We start from the raw sequence: 20,976 nt of genomic DNA, 5'->3' as shown, positions 1-20,976 counted from the left end.
ACACGACGACTGATGCTGTTTCATCCATTTGCGCAGAGTGCGCAACTTTTTTTGGCCTGTTCGGTATATATAGACAGAATCGGATGGGAGAACAGCACATGTATGGGCGAGGAGGGTCTCACTCGGATGATGACAGATTCCCAGATGATTCAGGAAATCAAACAAGGAAATGTTGAGGTTTATTCAGAATTAATGAGGCGGCACCAACGTAAAATTTTAGCTTTTGTTTATCATATGCTGAAAAGTTCGAACCTGGAAATGATCGCTGAGGACTTATGCTCGGAGACGTTTTATAAAGCGTACCGGAGCCTGCACTCTTTTCGCGAGGTAGATGCATCGTTCTCCACATGGTTATATACGATTGCACGTAATACGGTGCTGAGCGAGCTTCGCAAGCATCGTAGCGGTCAGGTTCCATTGGAGGAGAGCGGTTATGTGCCGGTTGCTCCATTGGATGTGATTCCAGAGCAGGCCGTCCTTCGCGGCGAGAAGGTAGAGATGGTTCGTGAAGCGATCAACAGATTGCCAGAGAAGCAGCGGTCTGCGCTGATTTTACGAGAATACGAGCAATTGGACTATCAGGAGATTGCTACGATTTTGGGGCAGACAGTCAGTGCGGTGAAATCGTTGCTTTTTCGGGCCAGAACCAGTGTGAAGACGCAGTTGGAGCCTTATTTTTTTGAGCCTCTCTATGAGGAAAACGAAGGGATGAGCAGCCAATGAAATCCAGGGACGCTGAGGATTTGTTCGCTACAGGCAAAAATGTATCGAAACAAGACTCGGAGCACAGACGGGCCAAAAGCTCGTCTGCCGGATGGGAGCATGGTTCGAAAGAAAATGAGTGGAATTTGTCAAAAGAAAGTGGATCCGCTATTCGCGATATTTCCTTTGAGATAACAGATGAGCAGGCGGAAGCAATGAATCGCAGGGTCATGGATCGGATTTATGAAGAGTCACCGTGGCTTGTTCCCGGCGAGCATCGGCGTGCGCGTGTGAACCCTGCATCTCGTAAGTATATGTCCGTGTGGATCGCCGGCTTTTTGGCGGTATTTTTGTGTAGCTTTTTGTTTTTGAACTGGAATGGAAGCTCCTCTCAAGAAAATCCTCCTCAAGCGGCACCTGTCATGGATACGGGTATTTTACCGACAGGCTTGCTAGAAACTACAAGTACATCTCCACAATATCAATACCATATTAAAGATGTGAATAGTGGCATTATGGACCCGCTGGTTGCAAGCATTGTTCCTACTTACCCGCAATATTGGATGTTGTTGTCTGTGTTGGCACTTGCGCTTGCCTTATTTTCTCTGGGCTGGATTCATCGTGCGAGACGGGTTAGAAATTAGCAGCATAGCTGGGCTCCAATACGGATTCATAACAATGCCTGAATAACTAAATAGCGGAGGAAACAACACGATGCTTATTGGCTTGATCAGACATGGATTAACGGATTGGAATGCGGTAGGTAAAATCCAGGGCCACAGTGATATTCCGTTGAATGAGGAAGGGCGCCAGCAGGCACGCTTGTTGGCAGAACGTTTAAAAGATGAGTCCTATCATTGGGATGGACTTATTACAAGCAGCCTTTCGAGAGCCAAGGAGACGGGAGAGATTATTGCATCTGCTCTTCATCTTCCTTTGCTGGAGCCGGACGATCGGCTGAGAGAACGTGCTTATGGTCAGGTCGAGGGCATGACGCAGGTCGAGCGTGAGAAGAAGTGGGGGAGCGACTGGCATCTGCTGGATCTGGGACAGGAGAGTGATGAAGCTCTTCAACTTCGAGGGTTGGCTTTTATGGAGGCCATTTGGTCGGAAAATCGGGACAAGAACCTGCTGGTCGTTTCTCATGGTGGTTTTTTGGCTAATTTGTATAAGGCTTTGTATCAGGAAAAGTTTACGGAACGAATTGGTAATCTGTCACTGAGTGTTCTCCAGCGTGAGGATACGGATTGGACGCCGCTGTTGTATAATTGCACCAGACATTTACAGGAAAAAAGCGATTGTAACTCAAAAGGTTGACGAAAGACCACGAATTTCTACTCAGCGTAGAAACCGTGGTCTTTTTATTTTTTAATTATAGCTTTGTAAAAAAGAGGTTTAGAGTCTGAACATTCCGTCAAAGCTGTGGGTACAACAGGTAAGAATCAATTCCGGATGACAGTCCAGTGACGAGGCGATGGAACGATGAATCTGGCGGATATGCTGACATTTGCGGATATTGTGCATTTGAACAGAATCGCGGTGTATTACGAATGTGACTGTAAGCCCAATTCCAAACATGAGCTGATCCAGGGCATTTTGACAAAGCTCGGCAGCAGCAGTTTTTTTGAGATGCAAGTCAGGGAGCTAAAGCTGTCAGAGGTAAGGTTTTTGAACGCACTGCTATTCGATGACCGACCTTATTTCAGTATGGAGGAATTGATTGCGGTTGCCAAACAATCTGCCGAGGAGAATGGGGATTCCGATGAGCGACCGCGGGACATCGTGGCCCGTTTACGCAACAGTGGCTGGCTATTCAACGGTTCGACGCACAATACGAGGTATTTGTATCAAATTCCGTTGGACATGAAAGATCGTTTCCGTCGTGTCATGGTACAAGACTTGCAAAACGGAATGATCCGGGTAAGTGAGCCAACGTCGTACCGGGATGAAGGACATCTTTTGGCGGAGGATTTACGACTTTTCCTTCAGTACATGGAGCAGCATGAAGTTCCGCTTAACCCCGAGGGGGCTTGGTATCGTCGCAATCAGCAGCAACTGATGGAGCATTTGCATATTGCCGAGCCGCTTTTAGGTAAAGGAGGCTGGCGTTTTGGATATGGCTCCTCCTTTAAGTTTTATCCCGACCGAATGGCGTTGCTATATGATTATGCCCGTCACTCCAGGTTTATTGAGGAGAAGGGGGATCGTGTTGTGCTGACGGCAAAGGGGGAGGAACGCAGGGAGTACGTGATCGAGGATGAGATGATACAGCTATTCAGGTTTTGGTTAAGATTGTATAAAGGAGCCGTTCCCAATCTACTTTCTCTGGTCTATTGGATAGGAGAATGTGCCAGGCCCTGGACGTCCTCGGAGTCACTTTTTGTACATATCGGCCCGTTGATCAGACCGTTCTACTATGATACGCCCCGTTCGGTTTTTGATCAGAGAATTATACGAATGATGCTCCACTTGGGTATGCTTCGTCTGGGTGAGCATTCGACGGGGCCATCTGTGCAGATGACCGCCTGGGGGCTGAAGCTGGCAGGGGAGTACCGCATTGGGCGGAACGACCCGGGTATGCGGCTCCATTGACAAGCAGCATACATGTTGATAGAATTCACCCAAAATGAGAGGGTGAAGTTGGTGCTGATTCACTATAACGGGAACATGCCACAGCTCCATTCATCTGTCTATGTGGCAGAAGGAGCAAAAATTGTCGGAAAGGTAACGATCGGCCAAGATTCCTCAGTTTGGTTCAATGCCGTACTGCGCGGGGATATGGCGCCTGTCATCATCGGTGAACGCTGCAATATTCAGGACGGTGTCGTGGGACATGTGAACACGGACCAGCCCCTGGTGCTGGCGGATGATATTTCGGTGGGACATGCTGCGATTATCCATGGCTGTACGGTAGGCAAAGGCACTTTAATCGGTATGGGGGCCATTGTACTCAACGGAGCTGAGCTTGGTGAATATGCTTTAATAGGAGCAGGGTCGGTCGTTACGGAAAATACCAAAATACCACCCTATACTCTTTCTCTCGGTACACCTGCCAAAGTGGTGCGAGAATTGACAGACGCAGATTTGCAGCGGATGTCACGGACGGCACTCAGCTATGTGGCGAAAGGAAAAGAATATAGGATCTCTTAAACTCATGTTGGAGGTGCATCCTATGGATAAAATGAAGGTTACTTATGAAGTAATGTTGGGCCTGTCTGCTGAAATGGTTTTGGACGAGGCATTACGTAAACACCGGAGTGAAAAGCTCTACAAGGATATTGATGAGGCGCTGGCCTCCGGAGATGAAGTAGCTTTTCGTCATCTTACGGATGAACTGAAAGCGATCAATTGAGCCTTTTCAGGAGATCTGACCTTGGGTAACAGACGAATTGGCAATACAAGACCATAATCATCAAGCCTGACCGTAGCAGCGGCCAGGTTTTTTTGATACGCTTTTATATGATATAGTCTTTGTAGGATGGAGCCTGTACGGGGCTATCTATCGTATGAACGGAGGATGAGGACGTGTCGTTGTCTTATTTGTGGAGCCGGTCGTTCTTGACGAGCCGGCCTTTTTTGTGGCTGTTGTTCTGGTGTAACCTGGTTGGAACCGTGTATGGGTACATATGGTATGGAGGGCAATTGGAATACACGCTAAACTTCCACCCGATATGGCAGATTGTATTTGTACCTGATAGTCCGACGGCCAGCCTGTTTTTTACGATTTCTGTATTATTTCTGCTTTATCCTCCGCGCCTGAAGGGCTTGAAGGTCATTCGCCAGCTGATGGAGGCGTTAGCTGTGGTTACGAGTGTAAAATACGGCATCTGGGCCTCAGCTATTATTTTTTGGGGTGTCGCGCAGGGAGGGCATATGATATGGCAGGATTGGATGCTGGTAGCATCTCATACGGCAATGGCAGTCGAAGCCTTGCTGTTCGTTCGTTTTTTTACGTGCAAATGGACGGCTCTGTGCGTAGCAGCTTTGTGGACACTGTTAAATGATACGGTCGATTATACATTCGGCATATATCCGTATCTTCCGAGGACGCTAACGGATGATGTACCACAAGTGCGTACTTTTACCTATATGCTGACCCTTTTCAGTATTGCAGCTTCATGGCTAGCCATGTATGTGCGTGATCGAATGGCTTCCTCACTTAATAAGGCCAAATCATTTGAATAGTCTAATATTAATTTTATGATTTAATTTTTACGAATTGGAGAATTATTAATGGATATCGTTATAAATAAAAAAGAATATAGATTTAAAAAGGAAATTCGTGATGATCTTAAAATAAGAAAGAGCTTTAACCAATTAGCAAAACAAAGTTTTGATCTGAATTTTGAAGTTTGGCATCAATTAGGATTCTGGGATGAAAAATATATTCCTTATGCACTGTTAGATGGGGATTGCGTGGTGGCTAATGTATCTGTGAGTCTGATGGATTTTAGTTTGTCAGGTGAACAGAAGAAATTTATTCAAATCGGAACCGTAATGACAGATCCTAACTACAGGAATCAAGGGCTGAGTCGCTTTTTGATAGAACGTGTGCTACAGGATTGGCATGGGAATTGTGATGCAATGTATCTTTTTGCGAATGATGATGTGAAGGATTTTTATCCTAAATTTGGTTTTGCTGCTGCACAAGAGTATCAATGTACCCGGAAAGCACCAGATAAAAGCATGGACGTTCCAGTTAAAAAATTGAACATGGAGGCGACGTCAGATTTACAGCTATTGAAAAGAAAATGTTCCTCTTTAAATCCTTATTCATATTTTTCTATGGAAAGCAGTGAATGGTTAATTTTGTTCTATTGCACCTCTTTTTTTAAAGATAAGGTGTTCTATATCCCTCTGTATGACACGATTGTCATTATGGATTTTGAAGAAAATATCATGAATTGTTACGATATTTTTGGAACGGGGGATATTCCTATAGAATTGATTTTATCTGTAGTCATGGAAAAAGAAACGAAGAAAATTGTTTTTGGCTTTACGCCAGAGCCGATGGACGGTTGCGAAATTTCTCTTCTGAATCAAGAAGATACCACACTATTTTATAGATCTAACAATGAAAGTATATGTACAGAACATAAACTGATGTTTCCTATTTTGTCACGGGCATAACCTGCCCTGGAAGATAGCAGCACGCTAAAGCCAAGTTCTAGTCCCTGTAACCTTGCCATACAGTAAGGTGAGGAGGGATGTCCCATGGTTTGGAGTCAGGCGTTTCGTGGTGTGCTGCGTGTCGTTTCGGGAGTTGTGTTATCTATGGTCTTGTCGCTTTCCGTTTGTTTCCCTCCGGGCATTGCGGAAGCGCGGGATCAGCCCAAGTCCACCAGTAATGCAAAGGAAATAGAAGAACTGGATCGTGCGGCTGCGATGTTGTACCGGGATGTAATGGATGGGAATATTGAAAAAGCACGCGCCGATGTAGCGGAGGTAAGCCGATGGTTCAGCACGGGTCAGGTACAGGCTGCACTGTCTGTGGAGGCCATTCATGCTTTGTCCGGCAGTATCCTTGAGGTACAGCAAGCTACACAATCCGTGCAAGCATCGCCGGATGAATGGGTAAAGGCCGCTGCCAATTTGCGACTTGCGGCAGATGCGATAGCGCATCCGCGCCAGCCATTATGGCAGCAGTATTATAAAATTTTAAAAGAAGATGTCAGCGGCTTAAATAGCCAGTTTGCTAAAGGAAATATGAAGGGTTTCGCCGCCGGAGCAGCAGTGCTGGAGGATCATTACGAGACGATCCGGACGGCGGCGTTGATCAGCGGTAAAACAACAGAGGTTGTTCGAGCAGATTCATGGATTTCTTACGTTAAAGGATTGGGAGATCAGCAAAATGTGGATGCTTCAGCGATTAGAGGGGCACTAGAGCAGGGAAATCCGACGTTTAATGCCTTGTTTGGACGTGAAAAAGACGCTACCGCGTTGGCTCCATTCATCCCATATGAAAGCGAGCGACGAGCAGAACTGGCAATTGGCCTGATGATCCTGCTGACACTTGCTTATGTGGGTTACCGTAAATATCGCTCCGGTTTCTCCCGTTAAGACTGAACTGCTGCAACGAACTTCGCTGTCATTGATCCAATGAATATACGCCTGACCACTTGCCCGGAATTCCGGGCTATTCCTCTTTGAAGCCCTCCCCGTGTACATCATGCACATCCTGAATGATGATGAACGCTCGTGGATCAACCGATTTCACAATTTGATGCAAACGTCGTATTTCCTGACGGGATACGACACAGTAAGCAACATGCTTGGTCTGCTTGGAAAATGCACCCATAGCCGGAATAATAGTAACACCGCGATCCATATCCCGTGTAATGATATCCGCAATATCCATCGTATGGTCACTGATAATCATAAAGGCTCTGGCGGAGTAGGCCCCTTCCTGAATAAAATCAATGATCTTCGATGCGATAAACACAGCGACCAGCGTATACAGGATTTTTTCCTTAGGTATGTACAGCAGCGATGCGCCGATGATGACGATATCAATCACCAGCAAAATTCTTCCCATACTCCAGCCAAACTTTCGGTTCAAAATACGGGCAATAATATCCGACCCGCCGGTGGTACCGCCAAACCGGAATACGATACCTAGCCCGGCCCCGAGCGTAACCCCGGCATATAATGAAGAAAGTATAAAATCGTGCTCGGTCTGAAACGTGCCCATCCACCCGAGGTGAATCATTTTTTCAAACAACCACAGAAAAAAAGTGAGCGCCCCGATGCCAACCCCGGTATAAATAATTTGCTTGCCGCCAAGCATTTTCCATCCGATTAAAAATAGAGGAATGTTCAGGAGTAATGTAGAAAGGGATGGGGAAATCGAGAAAGCATAGTTCAGCAGGAGGGTGATGCCTGTGATGCCGCCTTCCATCAGTTTGCTGGGTATAATGAAATAAAGCAGGCCGAATGCATAAATAGCAGTGCCGAGCACAATGGGTAAAATGATTTTAAGCTGTTCAATAGACTTGGATGTTTTCATATAATCCCTCGCAGTAGCAAATTGGTGATGAACGACTTGATATGGATAGATCGTAGATCCTTAAGTTTAGTATACCTTTTTACAGTAGCTTTAAAATACTGACGATTGCATGATGTGAGTAAATTCACATTAAAAAATATTTGTTTTCAAATGTGCTTTACGATAACATATGAATAAACCTGCACATTAGAGGGGATTGTGTTTCATGGAAAAATCGCTTGATGAAATTCAACGTGAGGTAGACCAATATATTTCCCAATTCAAAGAAGGATATTTCAGCCCGCTGGCAATGCTGGCCCGGATGTCCGAGGAAGTCGGGGAGCTGGCCAGAGAAGTCAATCATTCCTTTGGCGAGAAACCGAAAAAAACGGATGAGGCCGACAATTCGATTGAGCTGGAATTGGGAGACATTTTGTTCATCACGGTCTGCTTTGCAAACTCGCTTGGTATTAATTTGACCGATGCTCATGATAAGGTCATGCATAAATTTAACACACGTGACGCAAATCGCTGGACCAAAAAGGACACCGTTTAGGCGTTTTGTACATATGCTGTACCAAACCGGTTACCCGGAGGTGCAGTGTCATGAAGGCGGAGGAATACGTTCAGAAAGCTTATCAGTGTATTTTACAGAACGATTTTGAGCAGGCCGTGGAATGGTTTGAAAAAGCGATTTCCGCCCAGCCTGATCATGCGGAGCATTATTTCCGCTGTTCGGTCACCTATGCCCGCAGCGGGCGGATAGAGCAAGCGCTTGCTTATGCGGGCGATGCGGTTCGTCTGGCCCCGCAGCAGGATGAATATGTGCTGCATTTGCATACGCTGGAGGCCAGACAGCAGACGGAGAAAGCCAGAAAGATGCTGGATGTCGATAAAGCTACGCCACAGGTGCGCAGAGATGCAATCTTGCTGCTGGAACGGGCAATTGCCCTTGATCCGCTATGTGGTGACGCTTTTATGCTGCTTGCATTGGTTTATGCTGAAATGAATGAATATAAGCTGGCTGTGCAGGCTGCTCGTGAGGCGGCCGCTTTGTTTCCTCACAATGAACAGCTTGCCAATCTCATGAAGAAGTTATGCCAGCAAATGAATGAACAGATCTAGCACGAATTGATGCGTAAGGAGTTGTAAGATATGCCAGAGCAAATAAAAGTGGCTGTCGTTGGAGCAGCCGGGCGTATGGGCCGTGAGGTTGTCAAATTGGTTCTCCAGGATGAAGAACTTCGGCTGGTAGCCGCAGTAAACAGAACGCACGCCGGCAGTGATGCCGGCCTTCTCGTCGGACTTCCGGAAGCGGACGTTGCTATTGTTGAGGATGTGGAGCATGCTTTGCTGGATAGTCGCCCGGATGTGATGGTCGATTTTACAGGTCCTCGTTTTGCGTACGCACATACAGCGCTTGCGATCAAACATGGCGTTCGTCCAGTTATCGGGACAACAGGATTTACACCGGAACAGATTGACGAACTGGACAAGCAGTGCCGGGAACAGCAAATTGGCGGTCTGATTGCGCCTAACTTTTCAATAGGCGTTATTTTGATGATGCGGTTTGCGGCTCAAGCTGCTAAATACTTCCCTCATTTGGAGATTATCGAATATCACGGCGATCAGAAATTGGACGCGCCATCGGGAACGGCAATTAAGACCGCAGAACTGATCGCTGAGCAGCGTCAGGAGCTGCGTCAAGGGAGCCCGGAGGAGGAAGAAACACTCGAAGGATCACGCGGCGGCTACTACCAAGGGTTCCGTATCCACAGTGTCCGTCTTCCCGGTGTATTCGCACAACAGGAAGTTATTTTCGGAGGATTTGGACAATCCCTTAAAATTCGTCAGGACTCCTACGAACGGGCAGGCTACATGCCCGGCGTCAAAATCGGCATTCAAAAGGTAATGGAGCAACCCGGACTTGTGTATGGATTTGAGCATTACATTGATTAAGAATAACGCGAATGAATTGACGAACGGAATTATAGAATGAGGCAGGGGGAATTTGGAATGTTCAAAATTGCATTTATAGCGCATGACCGCAAAAAAGATGAAATGGTTAACTTTATAACCGCGTATGAGCATGTTTTTACAGGACATCAATTGTATTCAACTGGTACAACGGGTCTGCGCATTATGGAGCAAACGGAGCTTCAAATTCACCGTTATATGTCAGGACCGCTCGGAGGTGACCAGCAGATCGGGGCCATGGTCGCGCAAAATGATATGGATCTGATTATCTTCCTGCGTGATCCGCTAATGGCACAGCCGCATGAGCCGGATATTAGTGCACTGCTGCGTCTGTGTGACGTGCAGGGTATTCCTTTGGCGACCAATGTTGCGACTGCTGAAATATTGGTCAAGGCGCTGGATCGGGGCGATTTTGCTTGGCGTGAGCTGGTACATAAATATAAACCGGGCATTGATCAGCAGGATGATATAAAATGACACTGGATATATTGATTTTTGGAGCTCATGCTGATGATGCTGAAATTGGTATGGGAGGCACGATTGCCAAGCATACAGCCGCTGGTTTAAAGGTGGGCGTATGTGATTTGACGCGTGCGGAAATGTCATCCAATGGCGATGTAGATACCCGCATGGCAGAAGCCGAGGACGCTTCAAAAGTGCTGGGCCTTGCTGGGCGGACGAATCTGGGACTGCCTGATCGAGGTTTGTACTTGACACCTGAGAATGTAGCCGCAGTGACCGCGGAAATTCGGCGTCATGCGCCGAAAATCGTATTTGCTCCCTACTGGGAGGATCGACACCCGGATCATGTCATGTGCAGCAAGCTGGTAGAAGAAGCGGTGTTTAACGCCAAGTTACGTCGATTTATGTCGGAACAGCCTGCGGTACTGGTCGAGCAGTTATATTTTTATTTCATTAATGATATCGGCAGAACGGATCTGATTGTGGACATCACGGAGCATGTTGAAGCCAAGGAGCAGGCATTACTAAGCTATGCTTCCCAATTTCAGGCTGCACCGGGTAAAAACACGGTATCCACGCCATTAAACCAGGGGTATGTTGAGCGTGTAAAAGCCCGGGATTCGCTGTTGGGTCAGCGTAAGCTGATTTCGTATGCAGAGGGCTTTGCGTCCAAAACGCCTCATCTGGTTAAGCTATTCACATAAGGGATTATAAAAATCCAGACACATAAACAATAAATAGAATCCGTTCGTGTAGCGGTTATATATGCGCACTGATTGGTGTGGCACTAACATTGAAAAGTCATCACCGGTGGACGGAAGGAGGCAGCTTAACTTGAATGACAAATTGAAAATCGGAATTACCTGCTATCCGTCGTTGGGCGGTTCCGGCGTAGTAGCTACAGAGCTGGGCAAGCTGCTTGCCGAAAAAGGGCATGAGGTCCATTTTATTGCCAACAGTATTCCGTTTAGATTAGGCGGGGAATTCCAAAAAAATATTTTTTATCATGAGGTTGAGGTTAACGACTATTACGTATTCAGATATCCGCCTTATGATCTATCGCTGGCCACCAAAATGGCTCAGGTCGCACAAATGAAAAATTTGGATGTACTTCATGTTCACTATGCCGTACCGCATGCGGTATGTGCTTATTTGGCCAAAGAAATGGTGGGCGACCATCTCAAAGTGGTAACCACGCTTCACGGCACGGACATTACGGTGTTGGCGCAGGATGAATCGTTGAAGGATCTAATCCGGCTAGCGATCAACAAAAGTGACGCGGTAACAGCGGTTTCGAAAGATTTGATTCGGGAGACGATAGATGCGCTGGAGATTACACGCCCTATTGATTTGACCTACAATTTTGTGGATAAACGAGTGTATTATCCGCGGGATGCAGCTGCGCTACGGAGAGATTTTGCCCAGCCTAATGAAAAGATTATGATGCACATATCAAACTTCCGTCCGGTCAAAAGAGTGGGAGACGTGCTGGATATATTTGAAAGAGTGCAACGAAAAGTACCTGCAAAGCTGCTGCTGGTTGGAGAAGGACCCGACCTTCCAAAAATTCGCTGCAAAATCGAAAGCTTGGGCTTGCAGGATAAGGTTTTCTTTTTGGGCAAGCAGGATCAGATCGCTGAAGTGATTTCTATGGCGGATGTGCTGCTGCTTCCATCGGAAAAAGAAAGCTTTGGACTGGTTGCACTGGAAGCGATGGCTTGTGGAGTACCAACGATTGGTTCCGAGGCAGGAGGAGTGCCTGAGCTGGTTGTTCACGGGAGTACAGGTTATCTTGCTGAAATCGGCAATACCAAGAGGATGGCGGAATATGCGGTGCAGCTGTTATCGGACGAAGCGATGGCAGAGCGTTTTCGTGAAGCCTGTCTGGTGCGGGCTCGTACCGTATTCTGTGATACGCTGATTACCCGTCAATATGAAGAAATATATTACCGTGTGTTGGGACGCGAGGTGCCGGATCTTAAACCGATCAGCGTTTAAGAAGGCGGACTCGCGTCCGTTTTTTTATGATAAGTCATTTGTATAATAAGTCTTTTGAAAACTTTATAAGCAAAGGGGGAAACCCTGTGAAAATAAACACATGGCAATATGCTGACCCGGAAATGGCTATTCATGGAAAGGAAGTCATTCATACACTAACCACAGCCGGCTACGAGGCTTACTGGGTCGGCGGTTGTGTGCGGGATGAACTATTAGGACGCACTATTCATGATATGGATATGACCACATCGGCTGAACCGGAACAGGTCATAGCACTGTTCCCCCATGTCATTCCGACTGGAATTCAGCATGGGACGGTTACGGTGATGCAGGGTGGGCATCCGTTCGAGGTAACCACTTTTCGAACAGAGAGCGGTTATACCGATCATCGCCGTCCGACAGAAGTCGCTTTCGTGAAGGATATCCGCGAAGATCTGATGCGGCGGGATTTCTCGATGAACGCAATTGCAATGGATGAACATGGGAAAAGGGTGGACCCGTTCGGAGGGGAAGCCGATTTACGCGCCGCTATTGTTCGTTGTGTGGGACGAGCCGAGGAACGTTTCGAAGAGGACGGGCTGCGAATGCTGCGTTGCATTCGTTTTGCCTCCGTATTCCGGTTCCGTATAGCCTACAACACATGGAAAGGCATGATCCGTCGTAAAGAGGGACTTCGTTACATTGCGATGGAACGCGTGCGGGCTGAGCTGGAAAAGATGCTGGCAGGACCGGACCCGTTGCGTGGACTGGAAATGCTGGGTCGCAGCGGCTTGCTCGCGCGTACGAAGGTTCCCGTTCCCTGGGAACAATGTGAAGCACAGGCGCTGAGCGGGATGGTACAACTGCCGGAAGAACTGCGGTGGGGGTTACTGTTGCTGTCTTGCAGACTTACCTCAGAGGCAGCGGACGAGCTGTTAAGAGCATGGACTTTCTCCAACGCTGTACGTTTGCGGCTGGTACATCTGTTAGAATGGGAGCGTGAGCTAACGGACAGTGCTGTTAGGATAGCAGACAGTTCCTCCACTTCAGTGGAAGGTGAAGGAATCAACGATGAGCCGCTACGCCGTACTTGGATTCGACTGTTAATTAAATGGGGACGGGATACCTCGTCAGACTGGCTTGAGCTTTACAAGACACTGCCTGCTTCGTTCCGCAAATTACCGCCACAGGCAGAAAAGCATGTAGCGAGAATGGCTGAACTGGCAGAAGCGTGGACGAAGCAAACCGCAGTCGTTCGTATCAAAGATTTAAATATTACAGGAAATGAACTGGTTCAGGCGATGAATCGACCGGGTGGTCCTTGGCTGGGTCAGACGATGGAACGACTTTTGCTGGCTACCGCCTGCGGAGATATTCCAAATGAAACAGAAGCATTGCTTCAAGAAGCGAAACGGGTGATGAGTAGTGAATAATCACGAAAGACTGTTAGGCATACTGGAGGAAGATACATCAGATTATGTATCCGGGGAGGAAATCAGCCGCCGCCTCTCGGTGAGCCGTACAGCCGTATGGAAGCAGATCAACAAACTGCGTGAGCTGGGCTACAACATTGAAGCTTCCTCGCGTAGGGGTTATCGGATTGTGTCCCGACCCGATCGACTGGAAGTCTCTAAACTGGCATATATGCTAAATACCCAATCGTTCGGACAACGTATAGTTGTGCTGGACTCGACGGTCTCTACCCAGCAGGATGCGATGCGTCTGGCAGAAGAGGGTGCACAGCAGGGGACGGTAGTTCTGGCGGAGGAACAGACGGCGGGCCGGGGACGTTTGGGCCGAAAGTGGTTTTCACCTCGGGGCAAAGGCATCTGGATGAGCATTGTGTTGCGACCAAGCCAGCCCTTGGCCTTCACTCCACAGTTAACGCTGCTTACAGGCGTAGCGGTATGCAGAGCCATTCGTCGGTTGACGGGTGTGGAAGCTGGCATCAAGTGGCCGAATGATCTGCTTGTTCATGGTCGCAAAGTGTGCGGTATTCTGCTGGAATCTGCAACAGAGGATCAACGGGTCCGCTACTGTATTGCAGGTATCGGCATTGATGTTAATTTAAATACAGAGGATTACCCGGAAGAGCTGTCGCGGTTGGGGACATCCCTGAAAATAGAGGCTGGTCGCGAAATCGATCGTACTGCACTGATTGCTGCCGTGCTGGAAGAGATGGAGCAAGTATGTGCGTTATATGCGGATCAGGGCTTTAAGCCTGTAGCTATGCTGTGGGAGGCGCTTTCCGTGACGATGAATCGCTTCGTGCGGGCACATACGGGACAAGGGAGTGTGGTGGAAGGTACAGCCGTCGGCTTGGACCCTTCCGGTGCGCTAGTGGTTGAAACGAAGCAAGGAGAGCGAATACAGGTCGTTTCCGGTGATATACAATTGCAGGTGTAGCCTTAACTGTGAATAGCGACTGTAATTGTTCCTTTTTCTATCAGCATTTTGCATCATTTGATTCCCAACGATCGAAAGTACAATAGATAGACGAACTAAACCGTTTCGATCTATATATTGCTGATTTGTAATCGCTCTTGGGATTGTTGCAAAATGCTTTTATGCAAAACTTCACGTGAAAAAGCGGATGTTTTTTGTTATACTGTGCAGGAGGCGGCATCGGACGGTCCGAGCTGCACTCCGGGGCACATGCTCCACCATTGCAAGCAAGTTAGACCATCATAACTTCATTTGAAGGTTACGTTGGATTCTGCTCTGAGCCGAACAGGACCGAGACAGAAGGGACGATCTCAAAATGAGTGTCTTTTTTGGCTGTTCGGACCTTTTGATGACGCAATTGTACAGGCGCTCATAAAAGGTTATTTTTTGTGCCAAAAAAAGATGGAAGGGAGCCATGTACCATGGCAGGCAAGCAAGCACTGAATATTGTGAAAATGAAAAAAATGAAGCAGGAGGGCATTCCGCTCAGTATGCTGACCGCCTATGATTATCCCTCGGCTAAAATAGCCGAAGAGGCGGGAATTGACATGATTCTCGTGGGCGACTCGCTGGGCAACGTCGTTCTCGGCTATGATTCGACCATTCCCGTAACACTGGATGACATCGTGTATCATTCCCGAGCGGTAGCCAGAGGAGCGGAGCATACGTTTATTGTAGCGGATATGCCGTTTATGACATATCACAGCAGCGTATCGGAAAGCCTTCAGGGCATCCGCCGTCTGATGCAGGAAGGACACGCGCATGCTGTCAAATTGGAGGGCGGCGCAGAAATTGCCGACGTCGTAAAAGCGACTGTTCAGGCAGGTGTACCCGTGCTGGGTCATATCGGCCTTACACCGCAGTCGGTCAATCAGCTTGGCGGCTACCGCATTCAAGGCAAGGACGAAGCGGACGCACGGCGGCTGATGGCAGACGCCAAGGCGCTGGAGCAGGCGGGGGCCTTTGGCATCGTGCTGGAGCTGGTGACTGAGGAAGTGGCAACGGCTATTTCCAAAGAACTATCCATTCCGACCATCGGAATTGGTGCAGGGCGCGGATGTGACGGTCAGGTGCTTGTTTATCACGATCTGATTCAATATGCTGCCCCTTATTACAGTAAACGGTTTGTCAAAACCTATGCCGATGTCGGCGGCTTGATTCGTAGCAGCATTGAGCAGTATGTGAGTGATGTGAAGGGACGAGCCTTCCCGGCTAAAGAGCATGTGTTCAGCGCCGACGACAGCGTTGTAGAGGCTCTCTACGGACACAAGAAAGAGCAGGCAAAGGTGCAGGAACAAGAGGAACAGGCTAAGGAAAAGGTGGAATCTCGGTCATGATTATCGTAAGAGAAGTGGCTCAGCTTCGACAGGCAGTTGCTGAACGTCGACAGCTTGGTGCAAACGGAGAAAAAGCGGAATACGGTTCTGCTACTACACAGCAACATACAGTCGGCTTTGTGCCGACGATGGGGTATTTGCATGAAGGCCATGCGAGTCTAATGCACAAAGCGCGTGAAATGGCAGATACGGTGGTACTCAGCATTTTTGTAAACCCGATTCAATTCGGGCCTAATGAAGATCTCGACAGCTACCCCCGCGATGAAGAGCGTGATTTAGAGGTGGCGCGGCGTGAAGGTGTGGATATCGTATTTTTGCCAACTGTAGCAGAAATGTATCCGCAGCCAACCCGTACGAAAATTCGCGTATCCTCTTTAACGGATCGGTTATGTGGTGCTTCACGTCCAGGGCATTTTGACGGTGTGACCACCGTGGTTGCCAAGCTTTTTAATATGGTAGGTCCTGATCTGGCCTTCTTCGGCATGAAGGACGCGCAGCAGGTAGCGGTGCTCCAGCAGATGGTGACCGACCTCAATATGAATGTCACTATCGTTCCTTGCCCCATCGTCAGAGAGGCCGACGGTTTGGCCCTCAGCTCGCGTAATGTGTATTTAAGCGCGGAACAGCGGGAGCAGGCGTTGGTACTGTCACATTCACTGCGTAAGGTGCGTGAAGTGAGCGAAGATGTTGTGCAGAACACGCTTACGATCCTTCAGTTATACCAAATGGTGGAGTCCACCATTACTTCTTCACCTCTGGCAGACATTGACTACATTGAAATCTTAACCTTTCCCGGTCTGGAGCCCCTTCCTCCCAAGCAGCGGCTAAGCGATGTTGAAGAAGACATCATTGTAGCGCTGGCTGTAAAGTTTGGGAACACCCGGCTAATTGACAATATGAGAATACAGAAGGCGGAGGTGCTTTCCCATGTTTAGAACGATGATGAAATCCAAAATTCACCGGGCGACGGTTACTGAAGCCAACCTTAACTATGTGGGTAGTATTACCATTGATGAGGATTTGATGGAGACCTCTGATCTGCTGGAGAATGAAAAGGTTCAAATTGTGAACAATAACAATGGAGCCCGGCTGGAAACTTACGTTATCCCCGGACCGCGTGGTAGCGGCGTGATTTGTCTCAACGGCGCAGCAGCGCGTTTGGTGCAGCCTGGGGATACGGTCATTATTATTTCCTACGCTTCCATGTCGAATGAAGAGGCCAAAACATACAAACCGACCGTTGTATTCGTCGATGAACATAATAAACCAGCCCAAACGGCCAACAAGGAAGTACACGCCACGATCATGTAATGAATGGGAGTACGGATGAAACCCGTCCTTTAAGCGAAAAATGTGAGTGTATTAATCCATCTTTCGTAAGGGCGGGATGCACATGTTCCAGCATGTATTTGCAGAAATGAACAGCATGTTAGATGATATCGTGAAGCATTACCCATCAGCCCAGGGCTCCCGCAGGCAGGAGTTGCTACAGCACTGGAGTTTGCTGCGGAGAATGAGTGACGGAATTATGGATGAATGGCTGGCCTTTGAAGAAAAAATGGTTCGCCTGCGGGCTGCTGGTTTTTCCGCAGAGCCCGGTATGTCTGACGCTGAGCTGCCTGAAAAGGAGCTGCCAGCCTTTACTCGGGGTCAAGGTTATTACCGATTGCTCATGTATCCTGAGGCCATCCGTCAGTTTGAACAGGTACTACAGCATTTTCCGAGCAGCTGGCAGAGCCGTATGTATATGGGGATGGCGTATTTTCAACTGGAGGATACAGCGGAGGCTGTGATCCATTTTCAGAAGGTGCTGCACCTGACAGAGCAGTCCGGGCTGAAAGCGGTCATCTATAATGCTTTGGGCTGTCTTATGGCGAAGCAGGCTGATGTAGAGGAGGCGCAAAAATGTTTTGCTCTCGCGCATCAGTTCGATCCTGCGTTGCCCGAGCCGCTGCACAATATGGAAGCCTGCTTGTCCGGTGCCGAAATGCTTCGGTACGACAGCTCCATGATGACCTGGCTGTAGTTGTCAGACACCGATCGAGACGAGGCATGCCCACCTTCCCAGGCGGTGTGTGCATCGTCTTTTTTGGCTGTCTTAATTTCCAAACAGGCGATCTTCTGCTATGCTGTTATACAGAGTTATTATTTTTGTATGTGTCAAAAGAAAGGATTAAGTTGAATGAAATTTGCGGTATTGGATTTTGAAACGACAGGCACCCAGTCCGCGGATGACATCATTCAAGTCGGACTTGCAATTATAGATCATGATAACAGCATTTCCCGTGTTTACGGTTCTTATGTGAACCCTGGCAGACCCATTCCGCCTTTTATTACCGGGTTGACCGGGATTACAGACGATGACGTCAAGGATGCTCCTGCGCTCGAAGAGATGATGATGGAGCTTGTGCCAATGCTGGACGATGTCGTGCTGGTCGGTCATAATGTGGCGTTTGATTTTAATTTTTTGCAAAACGCTTTGGATCGGTGCGGGTACTTGCCGTTTACCGGCAGAATTTTGGATACGATGGATTTTCTGAAAATCATGTTTCCATCGCTATCTTCCTATCAGTTGGGTTTTGTTTCTTCTGAGTTCGGGCTGACGCATGACCGACCTCATCAAGCAGACAGCGACGCGTTGGCTACGGCTGAGGTGTTTTTAAAATGTCTGGATGAGCTTCACGCGCTGCCTTTGATTACGATACAGCGGCTCAGTGATTTGTTCGCAGAGGAAGACAGTGACCTCGGATGGTTTTTGGACGGGGTGCGTGAAAACAAAGAGCATGATCCTATTCAGGATTTAGAGGGTCATCAGTTTTTTCGTCAGCTTGCACTGAAGGTGGAGGATTGGACTGAGCTAGCTGCCCCGCGCAGAGAGGATGACCCCAATCCGCTGGCAGGTGTTTCCTTTGAGGAATACATGGATGATGTGCGAGACAATTTACGTTCATCCTTAAGCCAATATGAGGAACGCGAAGCGCAGACGCAAATGATTGAGGGTGTCAATCAGGCGCTGAGTGAGGACAAGCACCTGTTGATCGAGGCGGGTACGGGGACAGGCAAGTCCCTCGGTTATTTGCTCCCTTCGCTATATCACAGTGTGAAAAATGGACAGCGAGTCATGGTAAGTACGCATACGATCAACCTACAGGAGCAATTACGCGAACGTGATATTCCGATGCTGACCAAGGTGATCCCGTTCCCGTTCCGGGCTGCCATTTTTAAAGGCCGGGGACATTATTTGTGTCTGCGTAAGTTTGAACATAAAATAAACAGAAGAGACTTCGCAACGCCGAAGGAAGATTTAATTACAGCCGCCCAGATGATCGTCTGGCTGACGTTGACGGAAACCGGCGATGATGAAGAACTGAATCTGAGTAATCGTGGCGGAGATTTTTGGGAAACGGTGGCCAGTGATTCGGAGTCCTGTCTTGGGCGTTCTTGTCCATGGTTCCGCAAATGCTTTTATCATCGTGCGCGCCACGAGGCGGGAATAGCCGATGTGGTCATTACGAATCATTCCAAGCTGTTCACGGACGTAAAAGCGAGTCATCAGCTGTTGCCGAGTTATGAGCATCTGGTCATTGATGAAGCGCATCATCTGGAGGAAGTCGCTGGTAAGCACCTGGGAATGCATATGAAATATTTCACACTCGTGCATACGCTGACCCGGTTGTTCAAGGACAGCAAGAACGGACAATTGCCTTCGTTGCGTCAGCAGTTGGCAAAGTCGGGGCATGAGAAATCGACGGATTGGGCTTCTACCATCGACCAGATGTATCCGCTCGTGCTGGAGGTCAAGGAGACTTGGGATCTGCTGAGCGACAAGCTGTTTGGTATGCTGCCGGAGCGAAGTGATGCGACACCGGGCGAAACAGGGCAGTTTTCTTCCCGTCTCAAGCCGTCGGCCAAGCCTGCCAAGTGGGATCAGGCTGCTGCGCTGGAAAATCAGGTTTATGTAACGTTGAGCGAAATTTTGCGCAAGGGCGACAAGCTGATGCTCGACGTGAAAGAAGAACATGACGATTATGCTGCTGACAGCCTCATTACAGATATTACGGGGCTGCTTAAGGATTTGGCAGGCATTAGGGAAAGCTTGCGCTTTTTCATGCGGATGGATGATGAGACGACCGTATACTGGCTCGAAGCGAGCGGGCAATTCCGCAGCAAGTCGCTACAATTTTATGCGGTGCCCGTCGATGTGAGCCGCCAGCTGAAAGAAATGTTTTTTGACAAAAAAAGGAGCATTATTCTGACATCTGCTACCTTGTCGGTGGATAAGTCGTTTCAGTACATGACCGATCAGCTCGGCTTGCAGGAGGCCGCAGATCAAGGGCGGCTGATGACTACGCAGCTCCCGTCACCCTTTAACTACAGGGATCAGGTGTTGCTAGTCATTCCAAGGGATTTCCCGAGCGTGAAGGGCAGTGTAGGAGATGAGCATTTTGTAGATATGCTCGTCAGCTCGCTAGGTGCGACTGCCCAAGCGACGCGGGGGAGAATGCTCGTTCTCTTTACCTCCTATCGCATGCTCCGGCAGGTGTATGAGCCGCTTAAGGAGGCGTTAGCATCCAGCGACATCACCGTGCTGGGGCAGGGCGTGGACAGTGGGAGCCGCAGCAAGCTGACCCGACGTTTTCAGGAAGCCAAAGCTTCTGTGTTGCTAGGAACCAGCAGCTTTTGGGAAGGCGTCGATATTCCGGGCAAGGCGCTGACGTGTCTGGCTATCGTCCGCTTGCCGTTCCAACCGCCCAATCACCCGTTGCTGGAGGCTAAAAGTGAGCTACTCCAGCAGCAGAAGAAAAATCCTTTTATGAAGCTGTCTGTTCCACAGGCTGTCATTCGCTTCAAACAGGGATTTGGACGTCTAGTACGTACCGCGAGCGACCATGGGGTTGTTATCGTTTACGATACGCGTGTGATTGAATCCTATTACGGGAAGCACTTTTTGTACTCGTTACCGGGACCAAAAATGGAGCATATGCCGACGGAGCAAATGGTGCCCCGTATCGCCGAGTGGCTCCAATCCGCCCCGGAGACAGAGGCATAACGGACGGACATCTAAACATGTCCGTTACAATTAGGGGGAGC

23 protein-coding genes are annotated in these 20,976 nt (G+C 48.5%); 22 read left to right on the top strand and 1 reads right to left on the bottom strand.

Annotation, left to right across the window (positions count from 1 at the left end; genetic code table 11):
• Positions 1 to 126 precede the first annotated feature (126 nt).
• The 9 genes from QD47_RS23820 to QD47_RS23780 all read left to right on the top strand — a co-directional run bounded on the left by QD47_RS23820 (position 127) and on the right by QD47_RS23780 (position 6,762).
• On the top strand, positions 127 to 723 hold the full coding sequence (locus QD47_RS23820; RefSeq protein ID WP_014282079.1) for an RNA polymerase sigma factor: 597 nt from the start codon (positions 127 to 129) through the stop codon (positions 721 to 723).
• Complete coding sequence (locus tag QD47_RS23815) at positions 720 to 1,346, top strand: hypothetical protein (RefSeq protein ID WP_044648459.1); 627 nt, start codon at positions 720 to 722, stop codon at positions 1,344 to 1,346. The genes QD47_RS23820 and QD47_RS23815 overlap by 4 nt, the downstream gene beginning before the upstream one ends.
• Before the next feature lie 70 nt (positions 1,347 to 1,416).
• Positions 1,417 to 2,019 carry a histidine phosphatase family protein gene (locus tag QD47_RS23810; RefSeq protein ID WP_044648458.1) on the top strand — a complete coding sequence of 201 codons (603 nt, stop codon included), beginning with the start codon at positions 1,417 to 1,419 and terminating at the stop codon, positions 2,017 to 2,019.
• Between the two features lie 165 nt (positions 2,020 to 2,184).
• Positions 2,185 to 3,294 (top strand): hypothetical protein, encoded by a 1,110-nt coding sequence (locus tag QD47_RS23805; protein WP_044648457.1) that lies wholly within the window; start codon positions 2,185 to 2,187, stop codon positions 3,292 to 3,294.
• Between the two features lie 51 nt (positions 3,295 to 3,345).
• Positions 3,346 to 3,852 (top strand): gamma carbonic anhydrase family protein, encoded by a 507-nt coding sequence (locus tag QD47_RS23800; RefSeq protein ID WP_014282075.1) that lies wholly within the window; start codon positions 3,346 to 3,348, stop codon positions 3,850 to 3,852.
• Between the two features lie 22 nt (positions 3,853 to 3,874).
• Positions 3,875 to 4,054, top strand: coding sequence for an IDEAL domain-containing protein (locus QD47_RS23795; protein WP_025682222.1), 180 nt, complete (start codon positions 3,875 to 3,877; stop codon positions 4,052 to 4,054).
• 173 nt (positions 4,055 to 4,227) lie between these two features.
• Positions 4,228 to 4,887: a DUF1405 domain-containing protein gene (locus QD47_RS23790; RefSeq protein WP_044648456.1), complete on the top strand. Its 660-nt coding sequence runs from the start codon at positions 4,228 to 4,230 to the stop codon at positions 4,885 to 4,887.
• Between the two features lie 48 nt (positions 4,888 to 4,935).
• Complete coding sequence (locus QD47_RS23785) at positions 4,936 to 5,832, top strand: GNAT family N-acetyltransferase (RefSeq protein ID WP_044648455.1); 897 nt, start codon at positions 4,936 to 4,938, stop codon at positions 5,830 to 5,832.
• An 84-nt stretch (positions 5,833 to 5,916) separates the two neighbouring features.
• A complete protein-coding gene (locus QD47_RS23780) occupies positions 5,917 to 6,762 on the top strand; it encodes a sporulation protein YpjB (protein ID WP_044648454.1) in 846 nt (281 codons plus the stop codon).
• Positions 6,763 to 6,838: 76 nt separating this feature from the next.
• Here QD47_RS23780 and QD47_RS23775 read toward each other — a convergent pair whose 3' ends face one another.
• Positions 6,839 to 7,708 carry a YitT family protein gene (locus QD47_RS23775; protein WP_044648453.1) on the bottom strand — a complete coding sequence of 290 codons (870 nt, stop codon included), beginning with the start codon at positions 7,706 to 7,708 and terminating at the stop codon, positions 6,839 to 6,841.
• A gap of 205 nt (positions 7,709 to 7,913) precedes the next feature.
• Between QD47_RS23775 and QD47_RS23770 the strand changes: the two genes are divergently transcribed.
• The 13 genes from QD47_RS23770 (at position 7,914) to dinG (ending at position 20,935) form a co-directional block, all read left to right on the top strand.
• Positions 7,914 to 8,243 (top strand): nucleotide pyrophosphohydrolase, encoded by a 330-nt coding sequence (locus tag QD47_RS23770; protein ID WP_044648452.1) that lies wholly within the window; start codon positions 7,914 to 7,916, stop codon positions 8,241 to 8,243.
• 50 nt (positions 8,244 to 8,293) lie between these two features.
• Positions 8,294 to 8,812: a tetratricopeptide repeat protein gene (locus QD47_RS23765; protein ID WP_025685879.1), complete on the top strand. Its 519-nt coding sequence runs from the start codon at positions 8,294 to 8,296 to the stop codon at positions 8,810 to 8,812.
• A gap of 30 nt (positions 8,813 to 8,842) precedes the next feature.
• Complete coding sequence (gene dapB, locus QD47_RS23760) at positions 8,843 to 9,646, top strand: 4-hydroxy-tetrahydrodipicolinate reductase (RefSeq protein WP_044648451.1); 804 nt, start codon at positions 8,843 to 8,845, stop codon at positions 9,644 to 9,646.
• A 57-nt stretch (positions 9,647 to 9,703) separates the two neighbouring features.
• Positions 9,704 to 10,141, top strand: a complete 438-nt coding sequence (gene mgsA / locus QD47_RS23755) for a methylglyoxal synthase (protein WP_044648450.1) — start codon at positions 9,704 to 9,706, stop codon at positions 10,139 to 10,141.
• On the top strand, positions 10,138 to 10,830 hold the full coding sequence (gene bshB1, locus QD47_RS23750) for a bacillithiol biosynthesis deacetylase BshB1 (protein ID WP_044648449.1): 693 nt from the start codon (positions 10,138 to 10,140) through the stop codon (positions 10,828 to 10,830). Before mgsA ends, bshB1 begins: the two co-directional genes overlap by 4 nt.
• A gap of 130 nt (positions 10,831 to 10,960) precedes the next feature.
• The gene (gene bshA, locus QD47_RS23745; RefSeq protein WP_044648448.1) at positions 10,961 to 12,124 is read left to right on the top strand and encodes an N-acetyl-alpha-D-glucosaminyl L-malate synthase BshA; all 1,164 of its coding nucleotides are present in this window, start codon (positions 10,961 to 10,963) and stop codon (positions 12,122 to 12,124) included.
• 86 nt (positions 12,125 to 12,210) lie between these two features.
• A complete protein-coding gene (locus QD47_RS23740) occupies positions 12,211 to 13,536 on the top strand; it encodes a CCA tRNA nucleotidyltransferase (protein WP_152643863.1) in 1,326 nt (441 codons plus the stop codon).
• Positions 13,529 to 14,509 carry a biotin--[acetyl-CoA-carboxylase] ligase gene (locus QD47_RS23735; protein ID WP_044648447.1) on the top strand — a complete coding sequence of 327 codons (981 nt, stop codon included), beginning with the start codon at positions 13,529 to 13,531 and terminating at the stop codon, positions 14,507 to 14,509. Before QD47_RS23740 ends, QD47_RS23735 begins: the two co-directional genes overlap by 8 nt.
• A 461-nt stretch (positions 14,510 to 14,970) precedes the next feature.
• On the top strand, positions 14,971 to 15,885 hold the full coding sequence (gene panB, locus QD47_RS23730; RefSeq protein WP_044648446.1) for a 3-methyl-2-oxobutanoate hydroxymethyltransferase: 915 nt from the start codon (positions 14,971 to 14,973) through the stop codon (positions 15,883 to 15,885).
• Positions 15,882 to 16,820, top strand: coding sequence for a pantoate--beta-alanine ligase (gene panC, locus QD47_RS23725; RefSeq protein ID WP_044648445.1), 939 nt, complete (start codon positions 15,882 to 15,884; stop codon positions 16,818 to 16,820). Before panB ends, panC begins: the two co-directional genes overlap by 4 nt.
• Positions 16,813 to 17,196: an aspartate 1-decarboxylase gene (gene panD / locus QD47_RS23720; protein WP_007430795.1), complete on the top strand. Its 384-nt coding sequence runs from the start codon at positions 16,813 to 16,815 to the stop codon at positions 17,194 to 17,196. The genes panC and panD overlap by 8 nt, the downstream gene beginning before the upstream one ends.
• Positions 17,197 to 17,278: 82 nt before the next feature.
• Complete coding sequence (locus tag QD47_RS23715) at positions 17,279 to 17,911, top strand: tetratricopeptide repeat protein (RefSeq protein ID WP_044648444.1); 633 nt, start codon at positions 17,279 to 17,281, stop codon at positions 17,909 to 17,911.
• Between the two features lie 156 nt (positions 17,912 to 18,067).
• Positions 18,068 to 20,935 (top strand): ATP-dependent DNA helicase DinG, encoded by a 2,868-nt coding sequence (dinG, locus tag QD47_RS23710; protein ID WP_044648443.1) that lies wholly within the window; start codon positions 18,068 to 18,070, stop codon positions 20,933 to 20,935.
• The last annotated feature ends 41 nt before the right edge of the window (positions 20,936 to 20,976 follow it).

Origin of the sequence: Paenibacillus terrae, assembly GCF_000943545.1 — a bacterium.
Lineage (GTDB): Bacteria > Bacillota > Bacilli > Paenibacillales > Paenibacillaceae > Paenibacillus > Paenibacillus terrae_A.
This window is presented reverse-complemented; position numbering and strand designations above follow the sequence as displayed.